The following is a 23,784-nucleotide window of genomic DNA, read 5'->3' on the forward strand; positions in this document are numbered from 1 at the left end:
ATGTCGCAGGGAGGGGAAGGGAAAAACTCGCTTCGCTCAGACAGTTTCCCTTCCTTTTTCCTCCCTGCAACAGAAATTCAAGGCGCCATCTAGGGCAGGGTACGGCCACACCTTCTGGATGCTCGCCTTGGCGCCAAGGCGGTGTTCTTAGGGCTTGGTCGGGTCGAAATGCTTCTTCAGGCCTTGCCAGCATTCGAAGTACTTGGCTTGCAGTTGCGCCGATTCCGCCGCGAAGCGCGTCGGGCGAATGACTGCTGGCGTCTCGAACATGAAGGCCATCGTTGCGTCGACTTTATGCGGCTTGGTGGTGTCGCCGTTGCTGGCTTTCTCGAACGTGTCGGCATCGGGGCCGTGACCGCTCATGCAGTTGTGCAGGCTGGCACCGCCCGGCACGAAGCCTTCGGCCTTGGCGTCGTACACGCCCTGGATCAGGCCCATGAATTCGCTTGCGACGTTGCGGTGGAACCAGGGCGGGCGGAATGTGTTTTCAGCGGCGAGCCAGCGCGGCGGGAAGATCACGAAGTCGATGGTGTCCACGCCCGGCGTGTCGGAGGGGCTTTGCAGCACCAGGAAGATCGACGGGTCCGGATGGTCGTAGCTGATCGAGCCGATGGTGTTGAACAGGCGCAGGTCGTATTTGTACGGCGCGAGGTTGCCGTGCCAGGCAACGACGTCCAGCGGCGAGTGGCCGATCTTCGCGGTCCACAGGCTGCCTTGGAATTTTGCGACGAGTTCGAAGTTGCCCTCGCGGTCTTCGTACCACGCGTGCGGGGTGAGGAAGTCGCGCGGGTTGGCCAGGCCGTTCGAGCCGATCACACCCAGGTCCGGCAAGCGGAAGAGCGCGCCGAAGTTCTCGCAGATGTAGCCGCGTGCGTCACCGTCCGGCAGCTCGACGCGGAAGCGCACGCCGCGCGGGACGACCACAATCTCCAGCGGTTCGACATCGACCACGCCCATCTCCGTCAGCAGGCGCAGGCGGCCTTGCTGCGGGACGATCAGCAGCTCGCCGTCGGCGTTGTAGAAGAAGCGCTCCGTCATTGACGCGTTGGCGGCGTACAGGTGGATGCCGCAGCCCGTTTGCGCGTCCGGCCCGCCGTTGCCGGCGAAGGTGACGATGCCGTCGATGAAATCGGTGCCGGCCGCCGGTGCGGGCAGCGGGTCCCAACGCAGCTGGTTGGGCGAGGGCGGCACCTCGTTGAAGTTGCTGTGGAAGCGGCCTTGCGCCATGGCCTCGAACGGCAGATGCACCGCACCCGGGCGAATGCGATACAGCCACGAGCGGCGGTTGTGCGCACGCGGGGCGGTGAATGCCGTGCCGGAAATCTGTTCCGCATACAAGCCATACGGCGCCTTCTGCGGCGAGTTCTGGCCGTGGGGCAGCGCGCCGGGCAGTGCTTCGGTGGCGAACTCGTTGCCGAAGCCGCTTTGGTAAGCGGGCCGGTCCAGCGACGCGGGGGTGAATGCGTTCTTGGCCGTCGGGGCGAGCATGTTCATGGTGAAGTCCTTGGAGAAAAAATCAGGAGCGTCTTCAGGGAAAGCGTAGTCGTTACCAGACCATCAGGCGGGCTTGCCGGTTGTGCGGCCGGAGGCAAAGCGTGCGGCGTCCGCGCCACTGGCGGCCAGCGTAAGCACCAGCACCATGCCGAACGACACCATCGCCGGCACCGCCGCGGCCGAGAACAACGCCGGGCCGCTCCACTGCAGGGCAATCAGTTGCCCGCCGATCACCGGGCCGATGACGGAGCCGATGCGGCCCACGCCAAGGCTCCAGCCGATGCCGGTGGCGCGCAGCGTGGTGGGGTAATACGTGGCGGCCAGTGCATTCACCGCAGGCTGTCCGCCGACGATGCAGAAGCCGGCCACGAACACCACCGCCACCAGCACGGGCAGCGCAGCCGCCACATGGCCGATCAGCCCAACGGTGACGCAGGCGATCAGGAAGCACACGGCCAGCACCCGCACAAAGCCGAGGCGATCGATCAACCGGCCCAGCGTGAGCGTGCCGATCACACCGCCCACCTGCAGCGCGGTGGCGACCAGCACAGCGGTATCCGTCGGATATCCGGCATCGCGAATCAGCGTCGGCAGCCAGTTCGACAGGAAGTACAGGTCGATCAGGTTCATGAAGTTGATGACCCACAGCACGAGCGTGACCTTGGCGCGGCCTTCCGTGAAGAGCGCGGAGACCGGCATGCCACCCGCGGGCGCCTCGGGCACCACGAATTGCGTCTGCGCGTTCACCTGCAGTTGCGGCGCGAGCTTGCCCAGCCAGCGAGCCAGACGCTGATGGCGCGTCTGCCGCATTTGCCCATGACCCTTGAGCACCAGGTATTGCAGGGATTCCGGCAGCCACAGCACCATCATCACGCCAATGACAAGAGGCACCAGGCCGCCCACCAGAAAGACCGCATGCCACCCAAAGCGCGACAGCAGCGCTGCGCTCACAAAGCCGCCAAGCGCCGCGCCCACGGTAAAGCCGCACGACACCAGCATCATCCAGGTCACGCGCGTGCGTGCAGGGCTGAACTCGCCGGCTAGCGCCATCGCGTTGGGCATGATGCAGCCCCGCCCCAGGCCCGTGACAAAGCGCAGGATAAGCAGGGCGCTCACCGTTTCGACCTGCGTGGTGGCCAGCATGCACGCTGCAAAGAAGAACGTGGCGACGATCAGCACCGGCCGCCGCCCGAAGCGGTCGCCCAGCACGCCAAACACCAGCGAGCCGACCAGCATGCCGAACAACCCCGCGCCAAATACCGGCCCGAGGCTTGCCTTGGTGATATTCCAGTCCTTGATGATGGCGGGCGCCACATAGCCCATGGCCTGCACGTCAAAGCCGTCGATGATCAGGCACAGCCCGCAGATGGCGAGCAACAGGATCTGGAAGCCGCCAACCTTGCCCTGGTCGATCAGGCGGGCGAGGTCGATGGGCGTGGATGGCGCTTCATGAGCGGCGGGGGCAGGGCGCATGGTGGTCTCCGGTGGCGGCGTTGCCGCTCTGTTCTGGATTCTTGGTATGCGCGTATTGTCCGGATCGGATGAGAATTTGAAATATCAATGCGAGAATGCATGCTATTGATATTGTGAATGTTGAGGCGTCGCCATGCTGAATCTGCGGGATGTGGACCTGAACCTGCTGGTGCTGTTTCAGGAAATCCTGCGCGAAAAGCGCATCTCCGTCGTGGCCGAGCGGCTGGGCCTGTCGCAGCCTGCGGTAAGCAACGCGTTGTCGCGCCTGCGCCAGACCTTTGACGACGAACTCTTTGTTCGCACCCCGCGCGGCATGATGCCGACCGCACTTGCCGAGCAATTGGCCGAACCGGTGGCGATGGCGCTTGACACGCTGCAACGCGCCTTCGGCCAGCGCACGCATTTTGATGCGGCCACTTCCACGCGCACCTTCACGATTGCCATGAGCGACGTCGGCGAGGTGTATTTCATGCCGGTGCTGGCGCAGTTATGTGCCGAGCAGGCGCCAGGCGTGCGGCTCGACACGCTGCGTGCGGGCGGGTTCGACATGAAGGCCGAAATGGAGGCCGGTGCCATCGACCTTGCCATTGGCGCGTTCGATGATCTTTCCGGCGAGAGCCTCTTCCAGCGCCGCCTGTTTCAGCAGGATTACGTGACGATGTTCCGGCGCGGCCATGCGCTGTCGGAGGGCAAGCTGACGCTGGAGCGCTTTCGCGCAGCGTCGCACCTCGTGGTGGCAAGTTCGGCCAGCCCCTACAACGCCATCGGGCCGCTGCTCGACAAGGCGGGGATCACGCAGTCGGCGCGCTTTTCGGTGCCGCACTTCGTGGCGGTGCCGTACATCGTCAGCACGACCGACCTGGTGGTGACGGTGCCGCGCAAGCTGGCCGAGCGTGCGGCGCCACCGTTCGGGCTGGAATTCGTGGCGCCGCCGCTCAAGCTGCCGGCGTTGCAGACGAATGTGTTCTGGCACCGGCGTTTCCATCAGGACGCCGGCAACCAGTGGCTGCGCAACCTCGTCGCGCAGCGCTTTGCCGAACTGGAAGGCTAGGCGTCAGCCGGCCGAGACCGTGCGCTGCAATTGTTCGTGCAAGCCGACAAGACAACGAAAAGCACGAAGACGGGTTGCTGTGTATTGCCGTACCGGTATTCGGCCGCTTTGACCGCGTGATTGCGGGGCTGTCGATCGCGTTGCCGACCATGCGTTACGGCGCCGATACCAAGGCGCTCTACGTTGCGCTGCTGCAGCAGGCGGGGGCGGCTATCTCGTCGCGGCGTGGGCATCACCCTGCATCCGACTGAGCGCTCTGCAGGATCAGCCAGTCCGTCTTATCCTCTGCGTTGTCTCTCGCATCTGAGCCTGTGCGCTCAGCATTCCATTTCCACCGTATTGGAGTCGATCACATGCGTTACAACCAGCTGGGCCGGACGGGCCTGTTCGTATCGGAGCTGTGCCTGGGCACGATGACCTTCGGCGGCAACGACGGCATCTGGCAGCATATCGGCGATTTGCAGCAGGCCGATGCCGAGCGCCTGATCGGGCGCGCGCTCGACGCCGGGATCAACTTCATCGACACGGCCGATGTATACGCCAACGGCGTCGCTGAACAGATGACGGGGCAGGCGCTCAAGAACCTGAAGGTGTCGCGCGACAGCGTGGTCGTCGCCACCAAGGTGTTCGGGCAGACCGGCGACAGCGTGAATGCGCGCGGCGCCTCGCGGTTCCACATCATGGACGGCATCAAGGCGAGCCTGAAGCGCATGCAGCTCGACCATATCGATCTTTATCAGATCCATGGTTTCGATCCCGCCACGCCGATCGAAGAAACCGTGCGTGCGCTCGACACGCTGGTCCAGCATGGCCACGTTCGCTATGTGGGTGTATCGAACTGGGCGGCGTGGCAGATCGTCAAGGCGTTGGGAATTGCCGAGCGGCTGGGCTGCGCACGCTTCGAAAGCCTGCAGGCGTATTACACAGTTGCCGGCCGTGACTTGGAGCGCGAGCTGGTGCCGATGCTCAAGAGCGAAGGCCTGGGCCTGATGGTATGGAGCCCGCTGGCTGGCGGGCTGCTCAGCGGAAAATACACGCGCGAGCAGCACGGCGAGCACGACAGCCGCCGCAACAAGTTCGATTTCCCGCCGGTGGACCGCGCGCGTGCCTACACGTGTGTGGATGCCATGCGCGTCATGGCCAATGCGCGCAGCGTGTCGGTCGCGCAGATTGCGCTCGCGTGGCTGCTGCATCAGCAGGCAGTGACCACCGTGATTGTTGGTGCCAAGAAGATTGAGCAGCTCGACGACAACATCGCTGCTACCAAGGTCGAGCTGACGGCGCAGGAACTGGCGCAGCTCGACGAACTGAGCAAACTCCCGGCCGAGTACCCGGGCTGGATGCTCGAGCGGCAAGGCGAATACCGACGGGGCCAGCTTGCCGGAACGCGGCTGGCCGGGCGTTAGTCTGCCGGCTCAAATCGTTCGCCTTTGAACACGCGGCGCGGGTTGTCGCGCTCCACCCGATGATGGTGCGGCCGCCGCTGCGCACGCTCCGCCGCGTCGGCTGCCGCGTCGTGGTCCGCCAGCTTGTCTGCGAGCAGCAGCACGGCCGCTCCCGTCTTGTTGACATGCGGGCCACCGGGCCCGGACGAACGGTAGCGTTTTGGGGGAGCGCGCTGCACATCGCGCCAACCCCAGTCGCAAGTGCGATCAAGCGTAAGTGTTGGATTGTTGAAACGGGATGGCGCTCAGGTTGCAGTTGCTGCCGGCAATGCCAGCCGCGCCGCCGCCAGCGCTTCACGCAATACCGCCGTGTCGCCGATATGGTTCGCGAGCAGCAGGATGAGCTGCGCGTTGAGCATCGCACTGTGCTCGTCGCTAAGGTTGCGGTGCGCGTCGATCAGCGCCTCGTAGAAATCATCCGGACGCGGCAGGTTCGCTTGTGTGTTCAGCGGCATGGTGATCGGTATTCAGCTCAGGCGGACACGGTAGCGCGCGAGGTCGCGGCAGGCGCGGTCTGGCCGGTGGCACGAAGCAACGCGGCGGCCAGCTTGGCAGGATCGAGTGCGCGCCAGCGTGCGCAGACGTGCTGATCGGGGCGGATCAGGTAAGTCGTGCCGGGGCGCGCGTCATAGCGTTGCGCGACCAGCCCGTCGATGTCTTCCAGCGCCGTCACGTTGGCTGAGACTGTGCCCATGCCGCCGGCCGGAAAGATCGCTAGCGTCGGCAACGGCAGCGCATCGACGTGTTCTCCCGCACCGCAGAAGCGCAGCACGGTGAAGCTGTCGCGCAGATGGCTGAGCAGCCAGTCGGCGCGGCCATCGGCATGGCGTACCGGCGCATCAAGTGCGACAGCGCCGGGCACGAGCGTGCAGGCGAAAGGCGCTTCATCCGCTGTCTGCAACGGAGAACCTTCAAGCACCGTTGGCATCGAGAGCCGACCGCTGTTGACCAGCGTCCGCGCAAACGGATAGTGCTTGGCCAAGCGCAGTGTGGCATCGCGAAAGATCCGACTGACCGCGCTCTTGGGCGTGATGAAATCCGTCGAGCGGGTGGAGTGGCGGATGTTGTCGTCGGCGGCAAACTCGCGCTCGCTCGCGTACGTGTCGAGCAGCGCGTCGGGCGCATCGCCGGCAAGCACCATGCGCAACTTCCACGCGAGGTTCTCGGCATCCTGCAAGCCGCTGTTGGCGCCGCGCGCGCCGAACGGCGACACCCGATGCGCTGCATCACCGATGAAGAGCACGCGGCCGTGGCGGAAGCGGTCCATGCGTTCGCACGAAAACGTATAGACGCTGACCCATTCCAGCTCGAAATCGACGTTTTCCCCCAGCAGCGCGCGCACGCGTGGAATGACGCGCTCGGGTTGCTTCTCGGCGACGGGGTCGGCGTCCCAGCCAAGCTGGAAATCGATGCGCCAGACGTTGTCGGGCTGGTGGTGCAGCAGCACCGATTGATTCGGGTGGAACGGCGGATCAAACCAGAACCAGCGTTCGCTCGGGAAGGGCGCATCCATACGCACGTCGGCGATCAGGAAGCGGTCTTTGAACGTCTGGCCGTGGGCTTCGAGGCCCATCATGTTGCGGACCGGGCTGCGCGAGCCGTCGGCGGCGACCACGTATTGCGCGCGCTGCTCGTACGTGCCGTCGGGCGTCTCGATGTTGAGCGTTACACCATCGGCATCCTGTATGAGGGCCGTCACCTTGTTCTTCCAGCGCAGCTCGATGTTCGGCAAGGCTTGCGCGCGTTCAACGAGAAAGCCTTCTACGTAATACTGCTGCAGGTTGATGAACGCTGGCCGGCGGTGGCCGGTTTCGGGCAGCAGGTCAAAGCTGTAGAGCAGTTCGTTCTTCAGGTAGACCTTGCCGACGTTCCAGCTCACGCCCTTGTCGACCATGCAGTCGCCGCAGCCGAGCCGATCGAAAATCTCCAATGACCGCTTGGAGAAGCAGATCGCGCGCGAGCCGGTCGACAGCGTGCAATCATCGTCGACGACGACCACGGCCACACCTTGCTGCGCCAGATCGATGGCCGTGGCCAACCCCACCGGCCCCGCGCCGACGATGACGACGGGGCGGGCCGCAGGTGCGGCGCCGCGCTGCTGCTCGGCGCACGGCGCATACGCGAAGACGCGGTTCTGGAAGTCGGGGTTCATGTTCAGCCTTGCAGGGCGGCCCACATTTCCTTGTCGCGCTCGGCGGTCCAGATGCGCGGGTGCTTGATGCCGCTGGCCTCGTCAAAGGCGCGCGTCACGTCAAACGGCAGGCAGTGCTCGTAGATGAAGACGCTGCCGAATTTCGGGTCCATGGCCGCGCGGGTGTGCGCCATGGCGGCCTTCAGGTCCATCTTCTGCGCGACGGCTTCCTTGCCACGTTGCAGCAGCGTGGACACGAAATCCCGCGTATAGGCGAGACCCTTGTCGACCTCGGCCGGATTGAGCAACGCGGGGCCGCGACCTGGCACGAGCTTGTCGGCGCCGAGCGCGCGCAACGCATCGAGCGTGGCGGGCCATTCTTCGAGTTGGGCGTCGCCGCAGTAGCAGGCGGCGTCGTATTCGACGAGGTCACCGGAGAAGAGCACCTTCTGCGACGGAATCCACACCACCGTATCGCCCTTCGTGTGGCCGGGGCCGAGGTGCAGGATCTTCACTTCCAACTTGCCCAGAAACAGTGTCAGCTCGCGCTCGAACACCAGCGTCGGCCACGTCAGGCCCGGCACGGTTTCCACGCCGGCAAACAGGCGCGGGAAGCGCTCGATTTCGGACTTCATATCGGCCTCGCCGCGCTCGACGATCATTTCGTACGTGCCGCGGCTGGCAATGATGTTCTGCGCGCCCTCGGCAAAGTAGGCCGATGCACCCAGCACGCGCACCGCGTGATAGTGCGACAGCACCACGTGCTTGATCGGCTTGTCGGTGATGGCCCGGATGCGTGCGATCAGGTCTTGCGCCATCGCCGGCGTGGCGGTGGTGTCGACGATCAGCACCGAGTCGTCGCCGATGATGACGCCGGAGTTTGGGTCGCCCTCGGCGGTGTAGGCGTAAGCGTTGGGGGAGAGCTGCGTGAAGGTGACTTGTTTGGCCTCGAGGTCGGCTTGCGAGGCGAAGGCTTTGGCCATTCTGTCACTCCTGGTGTAGTGGATTACGGTTGGGGGAATTTCTTTTCAACATGCATGGCTCGGGAAACCTGCGTTGGGTTGGGCTGAGGGCAAGCCATGCCGAACGCTGGCAATCATAGACCGCACGGTCGGGAGACGCGCCTAGGGTATACGTTGATTATGGTTAGAAGCATTGTTTATACAATGCATAAAAATCAAAATCGGCCGTCTACGCGTAGCCGCGTGCTACGCTCGCAGCACTTTGTCGGCCCCGCCCAGCCAATACGCCCCGAGACATGGAGACCACGGAAGTCGAAGACGACCCGCCACCCGATGGCGATGCAGAAGACGCGCGCGCCAGCCGCGACCGTTCGGGCATCCAATCCATCGAAGTTGGCTCTCAATTACTCGTGGCGCTCACGCGTGCCATGCGGGCGATGGCGCTCGGCGACCTGGCACGCGCGGCGCGCATGCATCCGTCCAAGGCGCACCGCTATCTGGTGAGCTTGCAGCGCGTGGGCGCGGTGTCACAAGACCCGCTGACCGGCCGTTACGAACTTGGGCCCTTTGCACTGCGCCTGGGGCTTGCCAGCCTCAATCGCTCCGATGCCATTGTCCGCACGCGGCCGTTGCTTGCAGGGCTGCGAGATCAGACCGGCCATACCATCGGCATTGCGGTGTGGAGCGATCGTGGCCCGACCGTCGTGCATTGGGAAAAGGCCGGTGGCGCGCCCGGCGTGAACCTGCGCATCGGCGACGTCCTGCCAATGCTCAATTCCGCCACCGGCCGCCTGTTCGGTGCCTATCAGCCGATGGAACAGACGCTGCCTCTGGTGGAGCGCGAACTGCACGAGCGTGCCAGCGACGATCTCCCCGGCCTGCCGCGTTCGCTGACCGACTATTACCGTCTGTGCGAAGACGTCCGCACCGAAGGCGCGTCGTGGGTCACGGGTAGCTTGCTGCCGGGCGTGAATGCGTTGTCGCTGCCGGTGTTCGGTGCGCGCGGGCAACTTGTGCTGGTGCTGATCGCGCTGAACGTGCAACCGCTGTTTCACGCGCAGCGCGGCGGCGAGCTGGAGCACACGCTGCGCACGTTCGTGATGCGCCTGTCTGCCATGCTGCAGGCACCCGCGGAACGCCCTGCAAAGGCCGGCGCGCGGCGAAGCAGGGCGGCGCGTTAGGGTTGTCGCCAATTTCATCCTGTCGTAAGAAATTTACTATCTCGTAACTCGTGGCGCCCCCTTGCCCGGTCCACAGCCGGCGCGAACTCCACGACTACAAGAACGAGGAGCTTCATGGACTTGTCGATTGCCGCCATCCTGGCGCAAGACGGCGTGACATCGGGCGCGATCTACGCGCTGCTGGCACTGGCGCTCGTGCTGGTGTTCTCCGTCACGCGCGTGATCTTCATCCCGCAGGGCGAATTCGTGGCGTATGGCGCGCTCACGCTGGCGGCCATCCAGGCCAACAAGGCGCCGCTCTCTGCCAGCATGCTCGTTGTGCTGGGCGTGCTGACGTTTCTCGTTGAGATGGGCCGCACGCTGCTGCAACCTGAACTGCGCCTGCATGCGCTTCGCACAGGCGCCATCTATGCCGGCAAATACCTGCTCTTTCCGGTGGCCGTCTACCTGGCGGCCCGAATGTTCACTCCGATGACGCTGCCGATGCTTGCGCAGGTCGCGTTGACATTGCTGATCGTCATTCCCATGGGGCCAATGATCTACCGCCTGGCCTACGAGCCGTTGGCCGAAGCCAGCACGCTGGTGCTGCTGATCGTCTCGGTGGGCGTGCACTTTGCGCTGGTGGGTCTCGGCCTCGTGATGTTCGGCGCGGAAGGCTCGCGCACGGATGCATTTTCCGATGCGCGCTTTGATCTGGGCGCGCTCAGCGTGTCTGGCCAGAGCCTGTGGGTGGTGGCCGTGTCGGTGCTGATGATCGTGGCGCTGTACTTCTATTTTGGCCGCACGGTGTCGGGCAAGGCGCTGCGCGCGACGGCAGTGAACCGGCTGGGTGCGCGGCTGGTCGGCATCGGCACCACGCAGGCGGGGCGGCTGGCTTTTACGCTGGCAGCGGCGCTTGGCGCGCTGTGCGGCGTCCTGATTGCGCCGCTCACCACGGTCTACTACGAGTCCGGCTTCCTGATCGGCCTGAAGGGGTTCGTTGGGGCCATCGTGGGCGGGCTCGTGAGCTATCCGGTGGCGGCACTGGGTGCGCTGCTCGTGGGGCTGCTGGAGTCGTATTCATCGTTCTGGGCGTCGGCGTTCAAGGAGGTGATCGTGTTCACGCTCATCATTCCCGTGCTGCTGTGGCGATCGCTCACCACCAAGCATGTCGAGGAAGAGGAGTAAGCCGATGAACACGCTGACCAAATCTTCCGCCGGCACTGCGCAGCGCAGCTGGGTTTCGCGCAACCGCGTGCTGATTGCGTTGTTCGTGGTTGTGCTTGCGTTGATCCCCATCGTGCCAACGCCCGAATTCTGGATCACGCTGCTCAACTACATCGGGCTCTATAGCCTCGTCGCGCTTGGGCTGGTGCTGCTCACGGGGGTGGGCGGACTGACCTCGTTCGGGCAAGCGGCGTTCGTTGGCCTCGGTGCATACAGCACCGCCTATCTGACAACGCAGTACGGGGTCTCGCCGTGGATCGGCCTGCTGGCCGGGCTGGTGATCACGGTTATCAGCGCCTACGTGATCGGCCTGATCACGATGCGCATGTCGGGCCACTACCTGCCGCTGGCGACGATTGCGTGGGGCCTGTCGTTGTTCTTCCTGTTCGGCAACCTGGAATTCCTGGGCAAGTACGACGGGCTGAACGGCATTCCGGTGCTGAACGTACTCGGTAAATCGCTGCAGACCGGCCGCGAGATGTTCTACCTGATCTGGGCTGTCGTTGTGGTGGCGGTGCTGGCGGTGCAGAACCTGCTGAACTCGCGCCCAGGCCGCGCCATCCGCGCACTCAAGGGCGGCGGCACCATGGCCGAGGCGATGGGGGTGAACACCGCGTGGATGAAGGTGGTGATCTTCGTGTTTGCGGCGGTGCTGGCGTGTATTTCGGGCTTTCTCTATGCGCATCTGCAGCGCGCGGTGAACCCGACGCCGTTCGGCCTGAACTACGGTATCGAATACCTGTTCATGGCGGTGGTCGGTGGCGTGGGCCACGTGTGGGGCGCGGTGCTTGGCGCGGGTCTGCTGACCATCCTGAAAGACAGCCTGCAAAGCATTCTGCCGAAGCTGCTCGGCTCCAACGGCAACTTCGAAATCATCGTGTTCGGCGTGCTGCTCGTGCTGTTGCTGCAGTACGCGCGCGATGGCGTATGGCCGTTCATCCGCAAGCTGTTTCCACCGGCACCGACGGCTCGCGCGCCCGACGATGCACCGGCTCTCAAGCAGCGCGAGAAGCCCCAAGCCGGTGAGCTGATCCTAGATGTACGCGCCGCACGCAAGGAGTTTGGCGGCCTGGTTGCCGTGAACGACGTCAGCTTCCAGGTGAAGGCCGGCGAGATCATCGGCCTGATCGGCCCCAATGGCGCGGGCAAGTCCACCACCTTCAACCTAGTGACGGGCGTGCTGCCGGTCACGCGTGGCGAGGTGCTCTACCGTGGCGAGCACATCAGCGGCAAGCCTTCGCGCGAGATCGTCAAGCGCGGCATCGGCCGCACCTTCCAGCATGTGCAATTGCTGTCGGGCATGACCGTTTTGGAGAACGTGGCGCTTGGCGCCCACCTGCGCGGCGATTTTGCGGCGCAGGGCGGCGTGCTCGCCAGCGTGGTGCGCATGAACCAGGCCGAAGAGCAGAAGCTGCTGTTCGAAGCGCGCCGCCAACTGGAGCGCGTAGGCCTGGCCGATTGCATGTATCTGGAAGCCGGCAGCCTCGCGCTGGGCCAGCAACGCATTCTGGAAATCGCCCGCGCGCTGTGCTGCGACCCGGCGCTGCTGCTGCTCGATGAACCCGCCGCTGGCCTGCGCTACAAGGAAAAGCAGGCGCTGGCTGCGCTGCTTACCAAGCTCAAAGCCGAAGGCATGAGCGTGCTGCTGGTGGAGCACGACATGGACTTCGTCATGAACCTCACCGATCGGCTGGTCGTCATGGAATTCGGCACCAAGATCGCCGAGGGGCTGCCGCAGGAAGTGCAGCAGAACCCGGCGGTGCTGGAAGCCTACCTGGGCGGCGTGGAATAAGGAGAACGCGCATGTCAGTCATCCTGGAAGTGAAGGACCTGCACGTCCGCTATGGCAAGGTGGAAGCGCTGCATGGCGCCAACCTGAAGGTGGGGGCGGGCCAGATCGTGACCGTCATCGGCCCGAACGGCGCCGGTAAATCGACCATGCTTGGCGCCATCATGGGCGCGCTGCCAACCACCGGTTCGGCCAACGGCGTGGTCTCGTATCTCGGCCACAACCTGACCGGTCTGCCCGTGGAAAAGCGCGTGGCACGCGGCATGTGCCTCGTGCCGGAAAAGCGCGAGCTGTTTGCCACCATGAGCGTGGAAGACAACCTCGTGCTCGGCGCGTACCGCCGCAAGCGGGCGGGTGAACGCAGCTACCTCGACCAGATGGAGGTGGTGTACGACTTGTTTCCGCGACTGAAAGAGCGTCGCGTGCAGGAAGCCGGCACGCTCTCGGGCGGCGAGCGCCAGATGCTCGCCGTGGGCCGCGCGTTGATGGCCAAGCCCCAGTTACTGATGCTGGATGAGCCGAGCCTCGGCCTTGCGCCGCTCATCGTCAAAGAGATCTTCCACATCATCAGCGACCTGCGCAAAACCGGCGTGGCAACGCTGCTGATCGAACAGAACGCACGCGCCGCGCTGCAGGTCGCCGACTACGGCTACGTATTGGAAACGGGCGATATGACGCTCGAAGGCCCGGCGCAGGAATTGGCCGTCAACCCCCGCGTGATCGAAACCTACCTGGGCTTGGCGAAGAAGGCCGCCTGAGCGCTGCGGGGAGCCGGATCAATCGTCGTCGTCATGACGATGGTGCCGGCGCCATTCACGCTCACGCCAGCGTTGTTCGCGCCATTGGCGTTCCTGCCATTCGCGGCCGCGCCCATCGTCGTAGTAGCCGGGGGCAACGATGACCGGCTGCGGCGCGACATAGACGGGGGCCGGCGCATAGTAGGCCGGCGGCGGAGGCGCGGCGTACACCGGCGCGGGCTCGACATAAACCGGTGCGACGGGCACACCGATTCCAATATCGACATTGACACGGGCCAGGGCCGCCTGCGACGACAGCGCTGCAGCGGCTGCCAGCACGTACAGCGCGAAGTTCTTATGCATGTGGGAATTCCTCAAGACGCTGCACTGTAGTAGAAGCGGGCGCGCGCAGTCTTACAGAAGCGATACGGGTGTTACAAATTGTAACGGAGTGACGCCATGGCCGCTCACGGCAACGCGCGCTCCATCAGTTCTGCGTCCTCTCCGTACACCGCGCGCAGAGCGGCCAACGCGGCACCATCCACGTCGGCGGGCTGATAACCAAGGCGCCGCCAGAACACATCCGCGCCTTGCACCGCTACCAACCGGGATTGGCGCAGCCCCTGCGCATGGGCGCTGGCGGATGCCATGGCGTAAAGCTGCTCGCCCAAACGCTGCCCGCGGCCGGCAGGAGCGATGGCCATGTCGTGCACGAACCAGAGCACATTGGCTGCATCCGCAATGGGTAGCGGCACGTGCAATTTGGGCGGTGTCCATGCATGCCACGCATGCGAAAGCAGGTAGCCGACCACCTCGCCGCAGCGCACGGCAACCAGGCACATGGCCGGACTGCGCGCCCAGCGGCTGGCAAGCGCGTCGCCCGGTTCCAGAAAGCCGTCGCCGTAGCACGCCTGTTGCACGGCCAGGATGCCGGGCAAGTCGTTTGCAGCGATCGGGCGGATGGTGAGTTCGGACATGAGGTGCGTTTGGCCGAAAACGGGGGAGTCTACCGGAGGGGTTGTCTGCATCATGCTGTTTTCGCATAACGTGGGCACGCATCGGTATTCGCGGCATGGTGCCCGTATCCTGTAGATTCATTGGCAGGGCAGTCCCGCCCGCACTTGAATCCCTCTCTCAGCATGTCGCGAATCATCTTCCTCAACGGCCAATACGTGCCGGCCGCCGACGCCACCGTCTCCGTCATGGACCGTGGCTTCACCTTTGCCGATGGCATCTATGAAGTGACCGCCGTGGCGCGCGGCAAGCTCGTCGACAACGACGCGCACCTCGCCCGCTTGACGCGGTCGCTGTCCGAGATCGGCATCGACAACCCGTACACCGCTGCCGAATGGACGCGTGTGTGCGAAGAGCTGGTGGCGCGCAACGGGCTGGAAGAAGGCGTGGTCTACATGCAGGTCACACGCGGCGTCGCCGAGCGCGATTTCGGCATCCCGGCCGACATCACGCCGACGGCCGTGGCGTTCACGCAGGTCAAGTCCATCGTCAACAGCCCGCTGGCCAAGAAGGGCGCAACCGTGGTGACGGTGCCCGACCTGCGCTGGAAGCGTTGCGACATCAAGAGCGTCGGCTTGCTGCCGCAGGTGATGGCCAAGCAGATCGCCGCGCGCGCCGGCGCGCATGAAGCCTGGATGACCGACGGTGACCGTGTGACCGAAGGCGCGTCTTCCACCGCGTTCATCATCACCCCCGATAGGCGCCTGATCACGCGTCCGCTGTCGAACGCTGTGCTGCCGGGCATCACGCGTGTGTCGATCCTGGCGCTGGCGCGTGAACATGGCCTGACGCTGGAAGAACGCATCTTTACCGTGGCCGAAGCCCAGCAAGCCGCCGAGGCGTTCTACACCAGCGCGTCGACGTTCGTGATGCCGGTGGTGTCCATCGACGGCGTGCAAATTGGCAACGGCCAGCCCGGTCCGCTCACCCAGGCACTTCGCACGCTGTATCTGCGTTTTGCCGGCGTGGACGTTGCCGAGCCCGTCGACCAGATGTGACGCAAGCGGTTGCGCCTGCGCGGTAGAATCGCCCGCTGAGTTTTTTGCAGCAAGGCGAGACATCCCATGAAAACAGGAGGCTGGCGCTGGCAAAGCGCCATCGCGGTGACCGCTCTGGTTGCCGCGCAGTGCGCAGCGATGCCCGTATCCGCACAAACCATCTCTGCGTCGGCTACTGTGCCGACGGGGGCCGCGCAAGCCGTTTCGGCCGATGCGACACCCGCCCTCGAATCAGCCGGCGCCGATTCCCGCTGGCGCCGGTTCGAGAGCATCAACGGCATCGTGTCGTATATCGACCGGCAATCGGTCAAGCCCCAGCCAAGCGCCGAGGCAGGCGCCGACACGCACACCGTGCATTTCAGGTTGCTGCGCAACGTGCTGCCCGACTTCACGATCAAGACAGCAGATGGGCAGCCGATCCGTTCGTCGGTCAAGCAGGTCGTGCTGGACTGCGCGCGACATAGCTATACGGTAATTGCGCAAACGCTCTATCGCGCGCGCAACGCCACCGGCAAGCCGCTTTACCAGATCCATTACGGCGACGAGGCGCAAAGCCGCTCGCTGCGCGAAGGCAGCGTGTTCGAATGGATCGCCGGGCGCTTTTGCGGCGCGGGCCACTAACGCTGGGGGCGGCATGGGCGGCATAAATGCCGCCCGGCGCGTTCCCGTTCAGATGGGCGCGGCTTCCCGGCTGTCGCTTCCGCTCTCGCTGTCTTCTCGGCCGCGCGCGTAAGGCTGCCGTTCCTGTTCAAGCTCTGGATAACGGCGTGAGGCGAAGCCCATGGCGGCTTCGTACGAGCCGAACTGGTTGGATTCGGCGGCCACACCGTCGTTGACCAGGATTGCGTACCACTTCCCGTAGAGCGGGCCGTACACCACGACCTTGCTTTTCATCGTCTTGTCCCTGTTTCTTGTATCGATGGCCGACAACGCGGTTTGCGCGCAGCGGCGGCTCGGGCCGTCCGGGCGCCAGGTCATGGCGCGCCGTCAGCTTTGTGGCGGACGATGATTACAGTGAGTTACACGCGCGTCAACGTTTGCGTTGGGCGCAATGCTCTAGTGGCGTCAGGCCGGTGCCAGCGTGCCTGCTACGCGCGCCTGCCGCAGTTCGGGGGGCTCGTTCCCTGAGTCGACGTAGTCGGCAAAGCAGCGGATGCAGTCTGCCACCCAGTCAGGGCGGCGCAGGGGCAGCCAGTGACCCGCGTCCACCTCATGGCGCCAGTAGTGCGACACCCAAGCTTCCACAGCGCGCGTAACCGCGGGGCTGACGTAGCGGTCGCGCGTTGGCACGACCAGTTGCACGGGTGCATGCGGTGCGCGTGCCTGGGGGCGCGCGAGGCGCTCACGAAAATTTGCGCGATACATTCGCACGCCGTTGCAAGCATCGCGCACAAGCGTCGGCCGCTGCGCTTCGATGCGAATGCCCTCCGTCTTGCGCAGCCACCACGGCCAAGCACCTGCCACCCACAGTCGCCACGACCATTCGGGCACCAGCGGCAGGTTGAAATAGCCGACGTACCACGATTGCAGCCGCTGCTTCCACACCGCTCGTTTGGCGGCCCATGTGCCGGCGTCGAGCTGCGTGCGCATCCAGTGGCCGACGTGGTCCAGGCACGGCCCCGAGATCGACGTGTAAGACGCGATGCGCCCACGCAACCGGTCGGTCGTCACCGATTCCCAGCTATGGATGGAGCCCCAGTCGTGACCGACCAGATGGAAGCGCTCGCCGGGCAGCAACGCGTCGGCCACGGCGGCAAGGTCGTCGACAAACTGGGGGATGCGGTAACCGGTGGTATCTGCGGGGGCGTCTGACAGGCCGGCACCCCGCACGTCGAAGGTGAGCACACGGCGCTCGTGCGCCAGCGTGTCGCGCACGCCGTCCCAGACGGAGCTGTCGTCCGGATAGCCATGCACGAGAACGATGGCAGGGCGCTCCCGCGCGGAATGGTCGGCGGGCTGTGTCATGCGGGCATGCAGGCGAATGTCGCCGGAGCGCACCACGTGGCTGCTGTGCATCGAGAGGACTCCTGGAAAAGGGATGCGGTGCAATCTCTGCAGCCTACGAAGTAACGGGGCGATGCGACAACGCGTGTTTTTACCCGTTTCAAGCAGTGCCTGACGCACTCGCTGGAGGGTCTGCCTGCAACAACGGCGTGGCTGCGGTGAAAGCTGCCAGATGCTCCAGCAACGTACGCACTTTGCGCGGCAACTGTTGTTGCGGCCACACCGCGTAGATGGGTCGCTGCGGCGTACGCCAATCGGGCAGCAGGCGCACCAGCCGGCCAGCCTCCAGCGCTTGATGGCAGAGCGTGCGAGGGCAGTACAGCAGGCCGAGGCCCGTTTCCGCCAACGTCACGCCCAGTTCGATGTCGTTCAGGTCGCAGCGTCCATGAGGCTGCAGTTCGATGGTCTCCTCGCCATCGGGTGAGGTGAAGCGCCATGTCGAGAGCGGCGATGACACCAACAGCCGATGCGCTTGCAATTCATGTGGATGGGTCGGCGCGCCCTGCTCGGCCACGTACGCAGGCGACGCCACCAGCACCATCCCGATGACACCGAGCCGCCGCTGCCGCAGCTTCGGGTCGTCCTGCTGGCCGACGCGGATGGCAAGATCGGCGCCATGCCGCCACACGTCTTCATTGCGGTTGCTGAGCGATAGCTCGAGGCGGATCTCCGGCCACGTCGCCATGAAGCTCGCATACGCGGGTGCGAGGAGCCCGCGCGACAGGTTCAACGGCGCAAGAACACGCAGGGTGCCCTTCACCTGATTGAGATCGTCGTCGAGCGTGGCCGTGGTTTGCGCAAGCGCGGTCAACAGCGGGCGGCATTGCTCGTAGTACAGCTGGCCCTCCGGCGTCGGTTTCAGGCTGCGGGCGCTGCGCAGCAGAAGCTGGCAGCCGAGCGAGGTCTCGAGCTTCTGCAGGCGCCGCGTCAGCGTGGCGGGCGGCAGGTTGGCGTGACGGGCCGCTGCCTGCAGGCTGCCGTGGTCCACGATGGAAACAAAGAGAGCCAGATCGTCGAGCATGATTCCATTTTCGGAATTTAAGTTTCAGTAAACGTCTATAGTTTCTATAAACGCGGTTGTCTAGCATGCCGTCAATCACATTTGATGGCTTGCAAGGAGAACCGCCATGTCGATGCCCGTTTCCACCGCCACACGTCTTCGCATCATCTTTGCCTGGATGATGTCGGGCCTGATGTCGTTGTTGATGACGGGCTGGATCGGCTGGGTCAACGCCGGTATCAGCTCCGACTTTCTCGCCCGCTGGGCGCATGCCTTCGTACTGGCGTGGCCGGCCGCCTTCACCATCGTGCTGATTGCGGCGCCGCTGGTGCAGCGGCTGACACAGCGCCTCGTGGTGCCCAGTCCGATGCAGCCCTGAAAAGAAAACAGCCCACCGGGAGGACGGTGGGCCGCAAGGTTGACAGCAGGAAAGACCGATTGAAGCGGACGCCGGACCGACATCCCGTTGGGTCCGGCGATATGGCTGGTACAACACCCGACCCTTATCGTAGTGACGCTGATGTGCGTGGAGATCGCACGGCCCGATATCGGGTCATGACCGGGCCATGGAGCGCACTGTAGAGCGCCGATGCTTTCAGCAAACTTTCTTCCGTCGGCCGGCCTTCTACGGACAATCCCTAGGTTCGGGCATGGCACGGGCGTTGCCGATGTCGTGCGCGGCACATGGCCGCTGCCGGGGCGAAGCAGCACGAGTAGGCGTAGTCAACATCAACGCGCCGTGCTGTTGGGCAGGTCCGATTCTCAACGCTAAGGGGCTAAGCCATCGGTAGGAAAGCCGGCTGCATGCAGGGCGGCCGGCTGGCAGAATGCCGGAGCGTTGCCACCCGTCCAGCCCACCATGTCCGCACCTGCCGACCTCCACATCCGCTCTGTTCACCAAGACGACTTCGCTGCGTGGAAACCGCTCTGGGATGACTACAACGCCTTTTACGGCCGTGCGGGCGAGACGGGCTTGCCCGACATCGTCACGCAGACGACATGGCAGCGCTTCTTCGACGAAACGGAGCCGGTGCACGCGCTGGTGGCCGAGCGTGGAGGCGAGCTGCTCGGCATCGTGCATTTCCTCTACCACCGCAGCACCACGCAAATCGGCATGAGCTGCTATTTGCAGGATCTGTTCACTGCGCAGGCCGCGCGCGGGCAGGGCGTGGGGCGGGCCTTGATCGAAGCGGTCTACCGTCGCGCGCAGGCCGACGGCTTGCCGCGCGTCTATTGGCAGACACACGAAACCAACGCGACCGCCATGCGGTTGTATGACACGCTGGCGGACAAGTCGGGCTTCGTGGTGTATCGCAAATTGTTCTGAGCCGTTCTGGCCTCAACAATCGAGTTTCGGCACGTCGAAGTGCTTCCAATCGCTACCGCCTTCGGCTCCGTACCGCTAGCGCGGTGCCAAGACCTTTGTCCATTGCGCGATCCGGCGGACGGGTCGCCCACGGTGGACGCAATTTCCCGCAAACCATAGGGTAATCCCGCATCTGCGATTTCGAAGACGCGGTCTATAGTTGCACCTGTGTTCCAGATATTAACAGACGTTTCATAGGTAAAACAAGCGAAACGTGATGGAGTCGACAGATATGCAACCGCAATACAACCCCGACCTCGCTCCGTGGGAGCCGATTTCTCCAAACAACGTCGCTGGCAAGGGCCGGGTCGAGCGCCCGGGTTACGCCGCCAATCTGGTGTGGCAAACGCGCGCGACCGAGCCGACAGCCTATGAGAATCAATTGGCCGATTCGCTGGAAGCGGCATTCCTGGGTGGCGCGCAAACGCCGGCCGACATCGTGGCCGTACTGAACGAGCGCGGCCCGCGCAACGCCGCCGGCGGCGAGACCTGGACGGAAGACACGTTCCTGGCCGAGATGCGCCGCTTGGGCGCCTGAGCGCCGGCTGGATCCAACACGATTCGACGCCGCATCGCCCGCAGAGGCGCACGGCTCAACCCCATCAGAAGAGGCAAGCAATGGAAGGCAACAAGGAAGCGCAGAAGGAAGCGCGCATCAACACCGGTCTGCGCAACTACTGGTATCCGGTGGCGGCGTCGTGGAATGTGAAAAACGCGCCGGTGGGCATCACGCGTTTGAGCCAGAACATCGTGCTGTGGCGTGACACTGCCGGCCAGGTGCATGCGCTGGAAGACCGCTGCCCGCATCGCGGTGCGCGCCTGTCGATGGGCTGGAACCTGGGCGACCACGTGGCCTGCTGGTACCACGGCGTTGAAGTGAACGGCCAGGGTACGGTAACGAGCGTGCCGGCGGTCGACGCTTGCCCCATGGAGGGCAAGACCTGCGTGCGCAGCTACCCGGTGCAGGAGCGTGCCGGTGCCATCTTCCTGTGGTTTGGCGACAAGGCCCCGTCAGAGTTCGACGACGCGGTCGGCACGCTGCGCCTGCCCGAAGAACTGACCAGTGACGAGCACAGCCACTTCCTCTGCTTCGCGCATTGGAACGTCAACTACCGCTATGCCATCGACAACGTCATGGACCCCATGCACGGCGCCTACCTGCACGCCGTGTCGCACTCGATGGCCAGCGGCGAGAAAAAGGCCGTGATGGAAGTGGTTGAAACCGACCACGGGATCATGTTCCAGAAGACCGGCCAGCGCGGCGTGAACTTCGATTGGACCGAGTTTGGCGAGACCGGCACGATGTGGCTGCGCCTCTCGATTCCGTATCAGCCGAAGGTCGGCCCCGGCGGCCCGTTCACGATCATCGGCATCGTGACGCCAGTGGATGAAGAGCACTGCATCGTCTACTTCTGGCGCACGCGCCACGTGCAAGGCTGGCAGCGCGATGTGTGGCGATTCCTGTATCGCAACCGCCTGGAAGGCCTGCACTGGGATGTGCTCGAGCAGGACCGTGTGGTGCTGGAGTCGATGGCACCCGAGGCGCGCGAGCACGAGACGCTGTATCAGCACGACATCGGCATCACGCGTATCCGCCGTGTGCTTGCACGCCGCGCCGCCGCTGAGTTGGCCGATGCGCCGGTTGCCATGATCAAGCCCGTTCCCACGGAAGCCCAACATGCCTGAGCGCAATTCAACCGCCGGGCTGCTGGCTGGCCGCAAGGTGCTCGTGACGGGCGCCGCGCGCGGTCTGGGGCTGGCCTTTGCCAAGTCGATCGCCGAAGCCGGTGGCGCTGTCGCGCTGGCCGACATTCTTGGCGAGCGCGTGCAGGAAGAGGCGGCGGCGCTGCGTGCGGCAGGTTTCGATGCGCATGGCTTCACGCTTGATCTTGGCGATCCGGCTTCGATTCAGGCGTGCGCTGCGGCAGCGGCGCAGGCATTGGGCGGGCTCGACGGTCTTGTCAACAACGCGGCCATTACCAACTCGGGCGGGCGCGACGCATCGTCGATCGACATCGAGACCTGGGACCGCGTGATGAACGTCAACGTGCGCGGCACATGGTTGATGACGACGGCTTGCCTGCCGGCACTCAAGGCATCGGGCCGCGGCGCCATCGTCAATTTGTCGTCGGACACACCGCTGTGGGGCGCGCCGAACCTGTTGGCTTACGTGGCCAGCAAGAGCGCTGTCATCGGCATGACGAAGTCTCTGGCGCGCGAATGCGGCGCAGACGGCATCACCGTCAACGCCATCGCGCCGGGCCTGACGCTGGTGGAAGCCACCGAATACGTGCCGGCGCACCGCCATGCGCTGTACCGCGACCAGCGCGCCATTTCGCGCGATCAACTGCCGGACGACGTGTGCGGCGCCGTGCTGTTCGCGCTGTCCGACCTTTCCCGATTCGTGACGGGCCAGACGCTGGCCGTCAACGGCGGTTTTGTCATGCAGTAATGCATCCACACACCATTCAGAAGAGGTATTCAATGAGCGATCTCTCCGAACAACAGCAAGTGCAACGCACGTGGGACCGCCCGGAAGGCGCGTCGTTTGAAGACTGGATGAACAGCCGCGTGGCGCGTTTCTCCACCCGCCGCTACGACTGGGACGCCCTCAAGTTCCAGGCCGACTTCGACCCGAAATACCGCCGTGCGCAAATGCGCTACCTCGGCACGGGCGGCACGGGCGTGGCCGCAGACACCAACACGGTGCCGGCGGAGCACTTCACGTTTTCGACGATGGTCATTCCGGCCGGCCACGAAGGCCCGTCGCATCTGCACACCGATGTGGAAGAGGTGTTCTTCATCATTCGCGGCAAGCTCAAGCTGGTGCTGGAGAAGGACGGCGAGCGCTACGAAACCATCCTGACCGATCGCGATCTCGTCTCGGTGCCGCCCGGCGTGTACCGCGAAGAAATCAACATCGGCGATGAAGACGCGCTGATGTGCGTGATGCTCGGCGCCAAAAAACCGATCACGCCGACGTATCCGCCCGAGCATCCGCTCGCCAAAATCAAGCGTTGATGCCATGAGCGTGCAGGCTGTCATGTCTTCCCACCCGTTCCGTGTTGCCGACGCGCTTGCCGCGCTGGGCGCCGGGTTTGCCGAACGCACCGTCGCCATCAACGCGCACGGCGATCGCATCGGCTATCGGCAATGGGGCGAGCGCGGGCCGGTGGTGGTGCTGTTGCACGGCATCAGCTCCAGCGCCGCGTCATGGCTGCCTTGCGCGCAGGTTCTTTCGCACAACATGCGCGTGCTGGCATGGGATGCGCCGGGCTACGGCAATTCCACGCCGCTTGCAGAGGGTGCACCGCGCGCTGCCGATTACGCGGTGCGGTTGCAGGCATGGGTTGCCGCGTTGGATGTGACGCCCGATGCGATCGTCGGTCATTCGCTGGGCGCGCTGATGGCATCGGCGTATGTGGCCGCCGCGCCAGCCGCGATGCAGCCGAAGTGCCTGCTGCTTCTGAACCCCGCGCAGGGCTACGGCCAAGCGGGGCAGGAGGACAAGTCCCGCAGCGTGCAGGCCCAGCGGCTTGCAACGCTCGACCAGCTTGGCATCGACGGCATGGCGGAGTCGCGCCACGCACACCTGCTGCGCCCAGATGCCACCGACGAAGAACGCGCCTGGGTGCGCTGGAACATGAAGCGCCTCAACGACGGTGGTTATCGCCAGGCTGTGGCGATGCTCAGCGGCGACGACATCGGCGCCTATCTGAAAAAACGCCCCGAATCGACGCTAGCGCAGATCGCTTGCGGCGATGTCGACGGCATTACACCACCGGAAGGTTGCGAAGCGCTGGCAAAGATGTTTGATCTGCCGTTTGCGCTTGTGCCGTCGGCCGGGCATGCCTCTTATATCGATGCGCCTGACGCTGTTGCAGGCTGGATCGAACACGCTGTTCTCTCCCAATCCCAAAACGCCTAAGCGCC

At 64.5% G+C, this 23,784-nt stretch carries 26 protein-coding genes and 1 pseudogene; 16 read left to right on the forward strand and 11 right to left on the reverse strand.

Annotation, left to right across the window (positions count from 1 at the left end; all coding sequences use genetic code 11):
- Positions 1 to 147: 147 nt before the first annotated feature.
- Complete coding sequence (gene hmgA / locus ACUXH0_RS23985; protein ID WP_024542559.1) at positions 148 to 1,494, reverse strand: homogentisate 1,2-dioxygenase; 1,347 nt, start codon at positions 1,492 to 1,494, stop codon at positions 148 to 150.
- 63 nt (positions 1,495 to 1,557) lie between these two features.
- Entirely contained in the window at positions 1,558 to 2,967 is a 1,410-nt protein-coding gene (locus ACUXH0_RS23990; protein WP_182594703.1) for an MFS transporter, read from the reverse strand.
- 133 nt (positions 2,968 to 3,100) lie between these two features.
- On the opposite strand from ACUXH0_RS23990, the gene ACUXH0_RS23995 reads away from it, so the two are divergent.
- The 3 genes and pseudogenes from ACUXH0_RS23995 (at position 3,101) to ACUXH0_RS24005 (ending at position 5,424) form a co-directional block, all read left to right on the forward strand.
- The gene (locus ACUXH0_RS23995; protein WP_024542557.1) at positions 3,101 to 4,018 is read left to right on the forward strand and encodes a LysR family transcriptional regulator; all 918 of its coding nucleotides are present in this window, start codon (positions 3,101 to 3,103) and stop codon (positions 4,016 to 4,018) included.
- Between the two features lie 47 nt (positions 4,019 to 4,065).
- A pseudogene (locus ACUXH0_RS24000) lies at positions 4,066 to 4,269 on the forward strand (IclR family transcriptional regulator domain-containing protein); the annotation flags it as partial.
- A gap of 102 nt (positions 4,270 to 4,371) precedes the next feature.
- Entirely contained in the window at positions 4,372 to 5,424 is a 1,053-nt protein-coding gene (locus ACUXH0_RS24005; RefSeq protein ID WP_024542556.1) for an aldo/keto reductase, read from the forward strand.
- Here the strand turns inward: ACUXH0_RS24005 and ACUXH0_RS24010 are convergent.
- The 4 genes from ACUXH0_RS24010 to ACUXH0_RS24025 all read right to left on the reverse strand — a co-directional run bounded on the left by ACUXH0_RS24010 (position 5,421) and on the right by ACUXH0_RS24025 (position 8,577).
- Positions 5,421 to 5,567: a hypothetical protein gene (locus ACUXH0_RS24010; protein ID WP_249262921.1), complete on the reverse strand. Its 147-nt coding sequence runs from the start codon at positions 5,565 to 5,567 to the stop codon at positions 5,421 to 5,423. The two genes, ACUXH0_RS24005 and ACUXH0_RS24010, sit on opposite strands and share 4 nt — an antisense overlap.
- Positions 5,568 to 5,708: 141 nt before the next feature.
- On the reverse strand, positions 5,709 to 5,918 hold the full coding sequence (locus ACUXH0_RS24015; RefSeq protein WP_024542554.1) for a DUF2783 domain-containing protein: 210 nt from the start codon (positions 5,916 to 5,918) through the stop codon (positions 5,709 to 5,711).
- Positions 5,919 to 5,935: 17 nt separating this feature from the next.
- Positions 5,936 to 7,615, reverse strand: a complete 1,680-nt coding sequence (locus ACUXH0_RS24020) for an FAD-dependent oxidoreductase (protein WP_024542553.1) — start codon at positions 7,613 to 7,615, stop codon at positions 5,936 to 5,938.
- 2 nt (positions 7,616 to 7,617) lie between these two features.
- Positions 7,618 to 8,577, reverse strand: a complete 960-nt coding sequence (locus ACUXH0_RS24025) for an MBL fold metallo-hydrolase (RefSeq protein ID WP_004634853.1) — start codon at positions 8,575 to 8,577, stop codon at positions 7,618 to 7,620.
- A gap of 275 nt (positions 8,578 to 8,852) precedes the next feature.
- Between ACUXH0_RS24025 and ACUXH0_RS24030 the strand changes: the two genes are divergently transcribed.
- The 4 genes from ACUXH0_RS24030 to ACUXH0_RS24045 all read left to right on the forward strand — a co-directional run bounded on the left by ACUXH0_RS24030 (position 8,853) and on the right by ACUXH0_RS24045 (position 13,490).
- Positions 8,853 to 9,737 (forward strand): IclR family transcriptional regulator, encoded by an 885-nt coding sequence (locus ACUXH0_RS24030; RefSeq protein WP_024542552.1) that lies wholly within the window; start codon positions 8,853 to 8,855, stop codon positions 9,735 to 9,737.
- A 114-nt stretch (positions 9,738 to 9,851) separates the two neighbouring features.
- The gene (locus ACUXH0_RS24035) at positions 9,852 to 10,904 is read left to right on the forward strand and encodes a branched-chain amino acid ABC transporter permease (protein ID WP_024542551.1); all 1,053 of its coding nucleotides are present in this window, start codon (positions 9,852 to 9,854) and stop codon (positions 10,902 to 10,904) included.
- A gap of 4 nt (positions 10,905 to 10,908) precedes the next feature.
- Positions 10,909 to 12,735 carry a branched-chain amino acid ABC transporter ATP-binding protein/permease gene (locus ACUXH0_RS24040; RefSeq protein WP_024542550.1) on the forward strand — a complete coding sequence of 609 codons (1,827 nt, stop codon included), beginning with the start codon at positions 10,909 to 10,911 and terminating at the stop codon, positions 12,733 to 12,735.
- Positions 12,736 to 12,746: 11 nt separating this feature from the next.
- Positions 12,747 to 13,490: an ABC transporter ATP-binding protein gene (locus ACUXH0_RS24045; protein WP_024542549.1), complete on the forward strand. Its 744-nt coding sequence runs from the start codon at positions 12,747 to 12,749 to the stop codon at positions 13,488 to 13,490.
- A gap of 18 nt (positions 13,491 to 13,508) precedes the next feature.
- Here the strand turns inward: ACUXH0_RS24045 and ACUXH0_RS24050 are convergent, their stop codons facing one another.
- On the reverse strand, positions 13,509 to 13,832 hold the full coding sequence (locus ACUXH0_RS24050) for a hypothetical protein (RefSeq protein WP_024542548.1): 324 nt from the start codon (positions 13,830 to 13,832) through the stop codon (positions 13,509 to 13,511).
- Between the two features lie 104 nt (positions 13,833 to 13,936).
- Positions 13,937 to 14,446, reverse strand: coding sequence for a GNAT family N-acetyltransferase (locus tag ACUXH0_RS24055; RefSeq protein WP_004634839.1), 510 nt, complete (start codon positions 14,444 to 14,446; stop codon positions 13,937 to 13,939).
- A 162-nt stretch (positions 14,447 to 14,608) separates the two neighbouring features.
- On the opposite strand from ACUXH0_RS24055, the gene ACUXH0_RS24060 reads away from it, so the two are divergent.
- Positions 14,609 to 15,481, forward strand: a complete 873-nt coding sequence (locus ACUXH0_RS24060) for a D-amino-acid transaminase (RefSeq protein WP_182594702.1) — start codon at positions 14,609 to 14,611, stop codon at positions 15,479 to 15,481.
- 66 nt (positions 15,482 to 15,547) lie between these two features.
- Entirely contained in the window at positions 15,548 to 16,102 is a 555-nt protein-coding gene (locus ACUXH0_RS24065; protein WP_004634835.1) for a surface-adhesin E family protein, read from the forward strand.
- A 48-nt stretch (positions 16,103 to 16,150) separates the two neighbouring features.
- On the opposite strand, the gene ACUXH0_RS24070 is transcribed toward ACUXH0_RS24065, so the two are convergent.
- The 3 genes from ACUXH0_RS24070 to ACUXH0_RS24080 form a co-directional block, all read right to left on the reverse strand.
- Entirely contained in the window at positions 16,151 to 16,375 is a 225-nt protein-coding gene (locus ACUXH0_RS24070) for a hypothetical protein (RefSeq protein WP_024542545.1), read from the reverse strand.
- Positions 16,376 to 16,546: 171 nt separating this feature from the next.
- Positions 16,547 to 17,497, reverse strand: coding sequence for an alpha/beta fold hydrolase (locus tag ACUXH0_RS24075; RefSeq protein ID WP_024542544.1), 951 nt, complete (start codon positions 17,495 to 17,497; stop codon positions 16,547 to 16,549).
- Between the two features lie 88 nt (positions 17,498 to 17,585).
- Positions 17,586 to 18,506 (reverse strand): LysR family transcriptional regulator, encoded by a 921-nt coding sequence (locus ACUXH0_RS24080; RefSeq protein ID WP_024542543.1) that lies wholly within the window; start codon positions 18,504 to 18,506, stop codon positions 17,586 to 17,588.
- 106 nt (positions 18,507 to 18,612) lie between these two features.
- Between ACUXH0_RS24080 and ACUXH0_RS24085 the strand changes: the two genes are divergently transcribed.
- The 7 genes from ACUXH0_RS24085 to ACUXH0_RS24115 all read left to right on the forward strand — a co-directional run bounded on the left by ACUXH0_RS24085 (position 18,613) and on the right by ACUXH0_RS24115 (position 23,779).
- Positions 18,613 to 18,864 (forward strand): DUF2798 domain-containing protein, encoded by a 252-nt coding sequence (locus tag ACUXH0_RS24085; RefSeq protein ID WP_024542542.1) that lies wholly within the window; start codon positions 18,613 to 18,615, stop codon positions 18,862 to 18,864.
- Positions 18,865 to 19,344: 480 nt separating this feature from the next.
- Entirely contained in the window at positions 19,345 to 19,812 is a 468-nt protein-coding gene (locus tag ACUXH0_RS24090; RefSeq protein ID WP_004634826.1) for a GNAT family N-acetyltransferase, read from the forward strand.
- Between the two features lie 271 nt (positions 19,813 to 20,083).
- Complete coding sequence (locus ACUXH0_RS24095; protein ID WP_004634823.1) at positions 20,084 to 20,389, forward strand: recombinase-like helix-turn-helix domain-containing protein; 306 nt, start codon at positions 20,084 to 20,086, stop codon at positions 20,387 to 20,389.
- An 80-nt stretch (positions 20,390 to 20,469) separates the two neighbouring features.
- Complete coding sequence (locus tag ACUXH0_RS24100; RefSeq protein ID WP_012430475.1) at positions 20,470 to 21,537, forward strand: aromatic ring-hydroxylating oxygenase subunit alpha; 1,068 nt, start codon at positions 20,470 to 20,472, stop codon at positions 21,535 to 21,537.
- Positions 21,530 to 22,303, forward strand: coding sequence for an SDR family oxidoreductase (locus tag ACUXH0_RS24105; protein WP_009239758.1), 774 nt, complete (start codon positions 21,530 to 21,532; stop codon positions 22,301 to 22,303). The genes ACUXH0_RS24100 and ACUXH0_RS24105 overlap by 8 nt, the downstream gene beginning before the upstream one ends.
- 32 nt (positions 22,304 to 22,335) lie before the next feature.
- Positions 22,336 to 22,872, forward strand: coding sequence for a cupin domain-containing protein (locus tag ACUXH0_RS24110; RefSeq protein WP_004634817.1), 537 nt, complete (start codon positions 22,336 to 22,338; stop codon positions 22,870 to 22,872).
- A gap of 4 nt (positions 22,873 to 22,876) precedes the next feature.
- Positions 22,877 to 23,779, forward strand: coding sequence for an alpha/beta fold hydrolase (locus tag ACUXH0_RS24115; protein WP_182594701.1), 903 nt, complete (start codon positions 22,877 to 22,879; stop codon positions 23,777 to 23,779).
- The last annotated feature ends 5 nt before the right edge of the window (positions 23,780 to 23,784 follow it).

The sequence above is a fragment of the Ralstonia sp. 110700041-2 genome, from assembly GCF_056280165.1.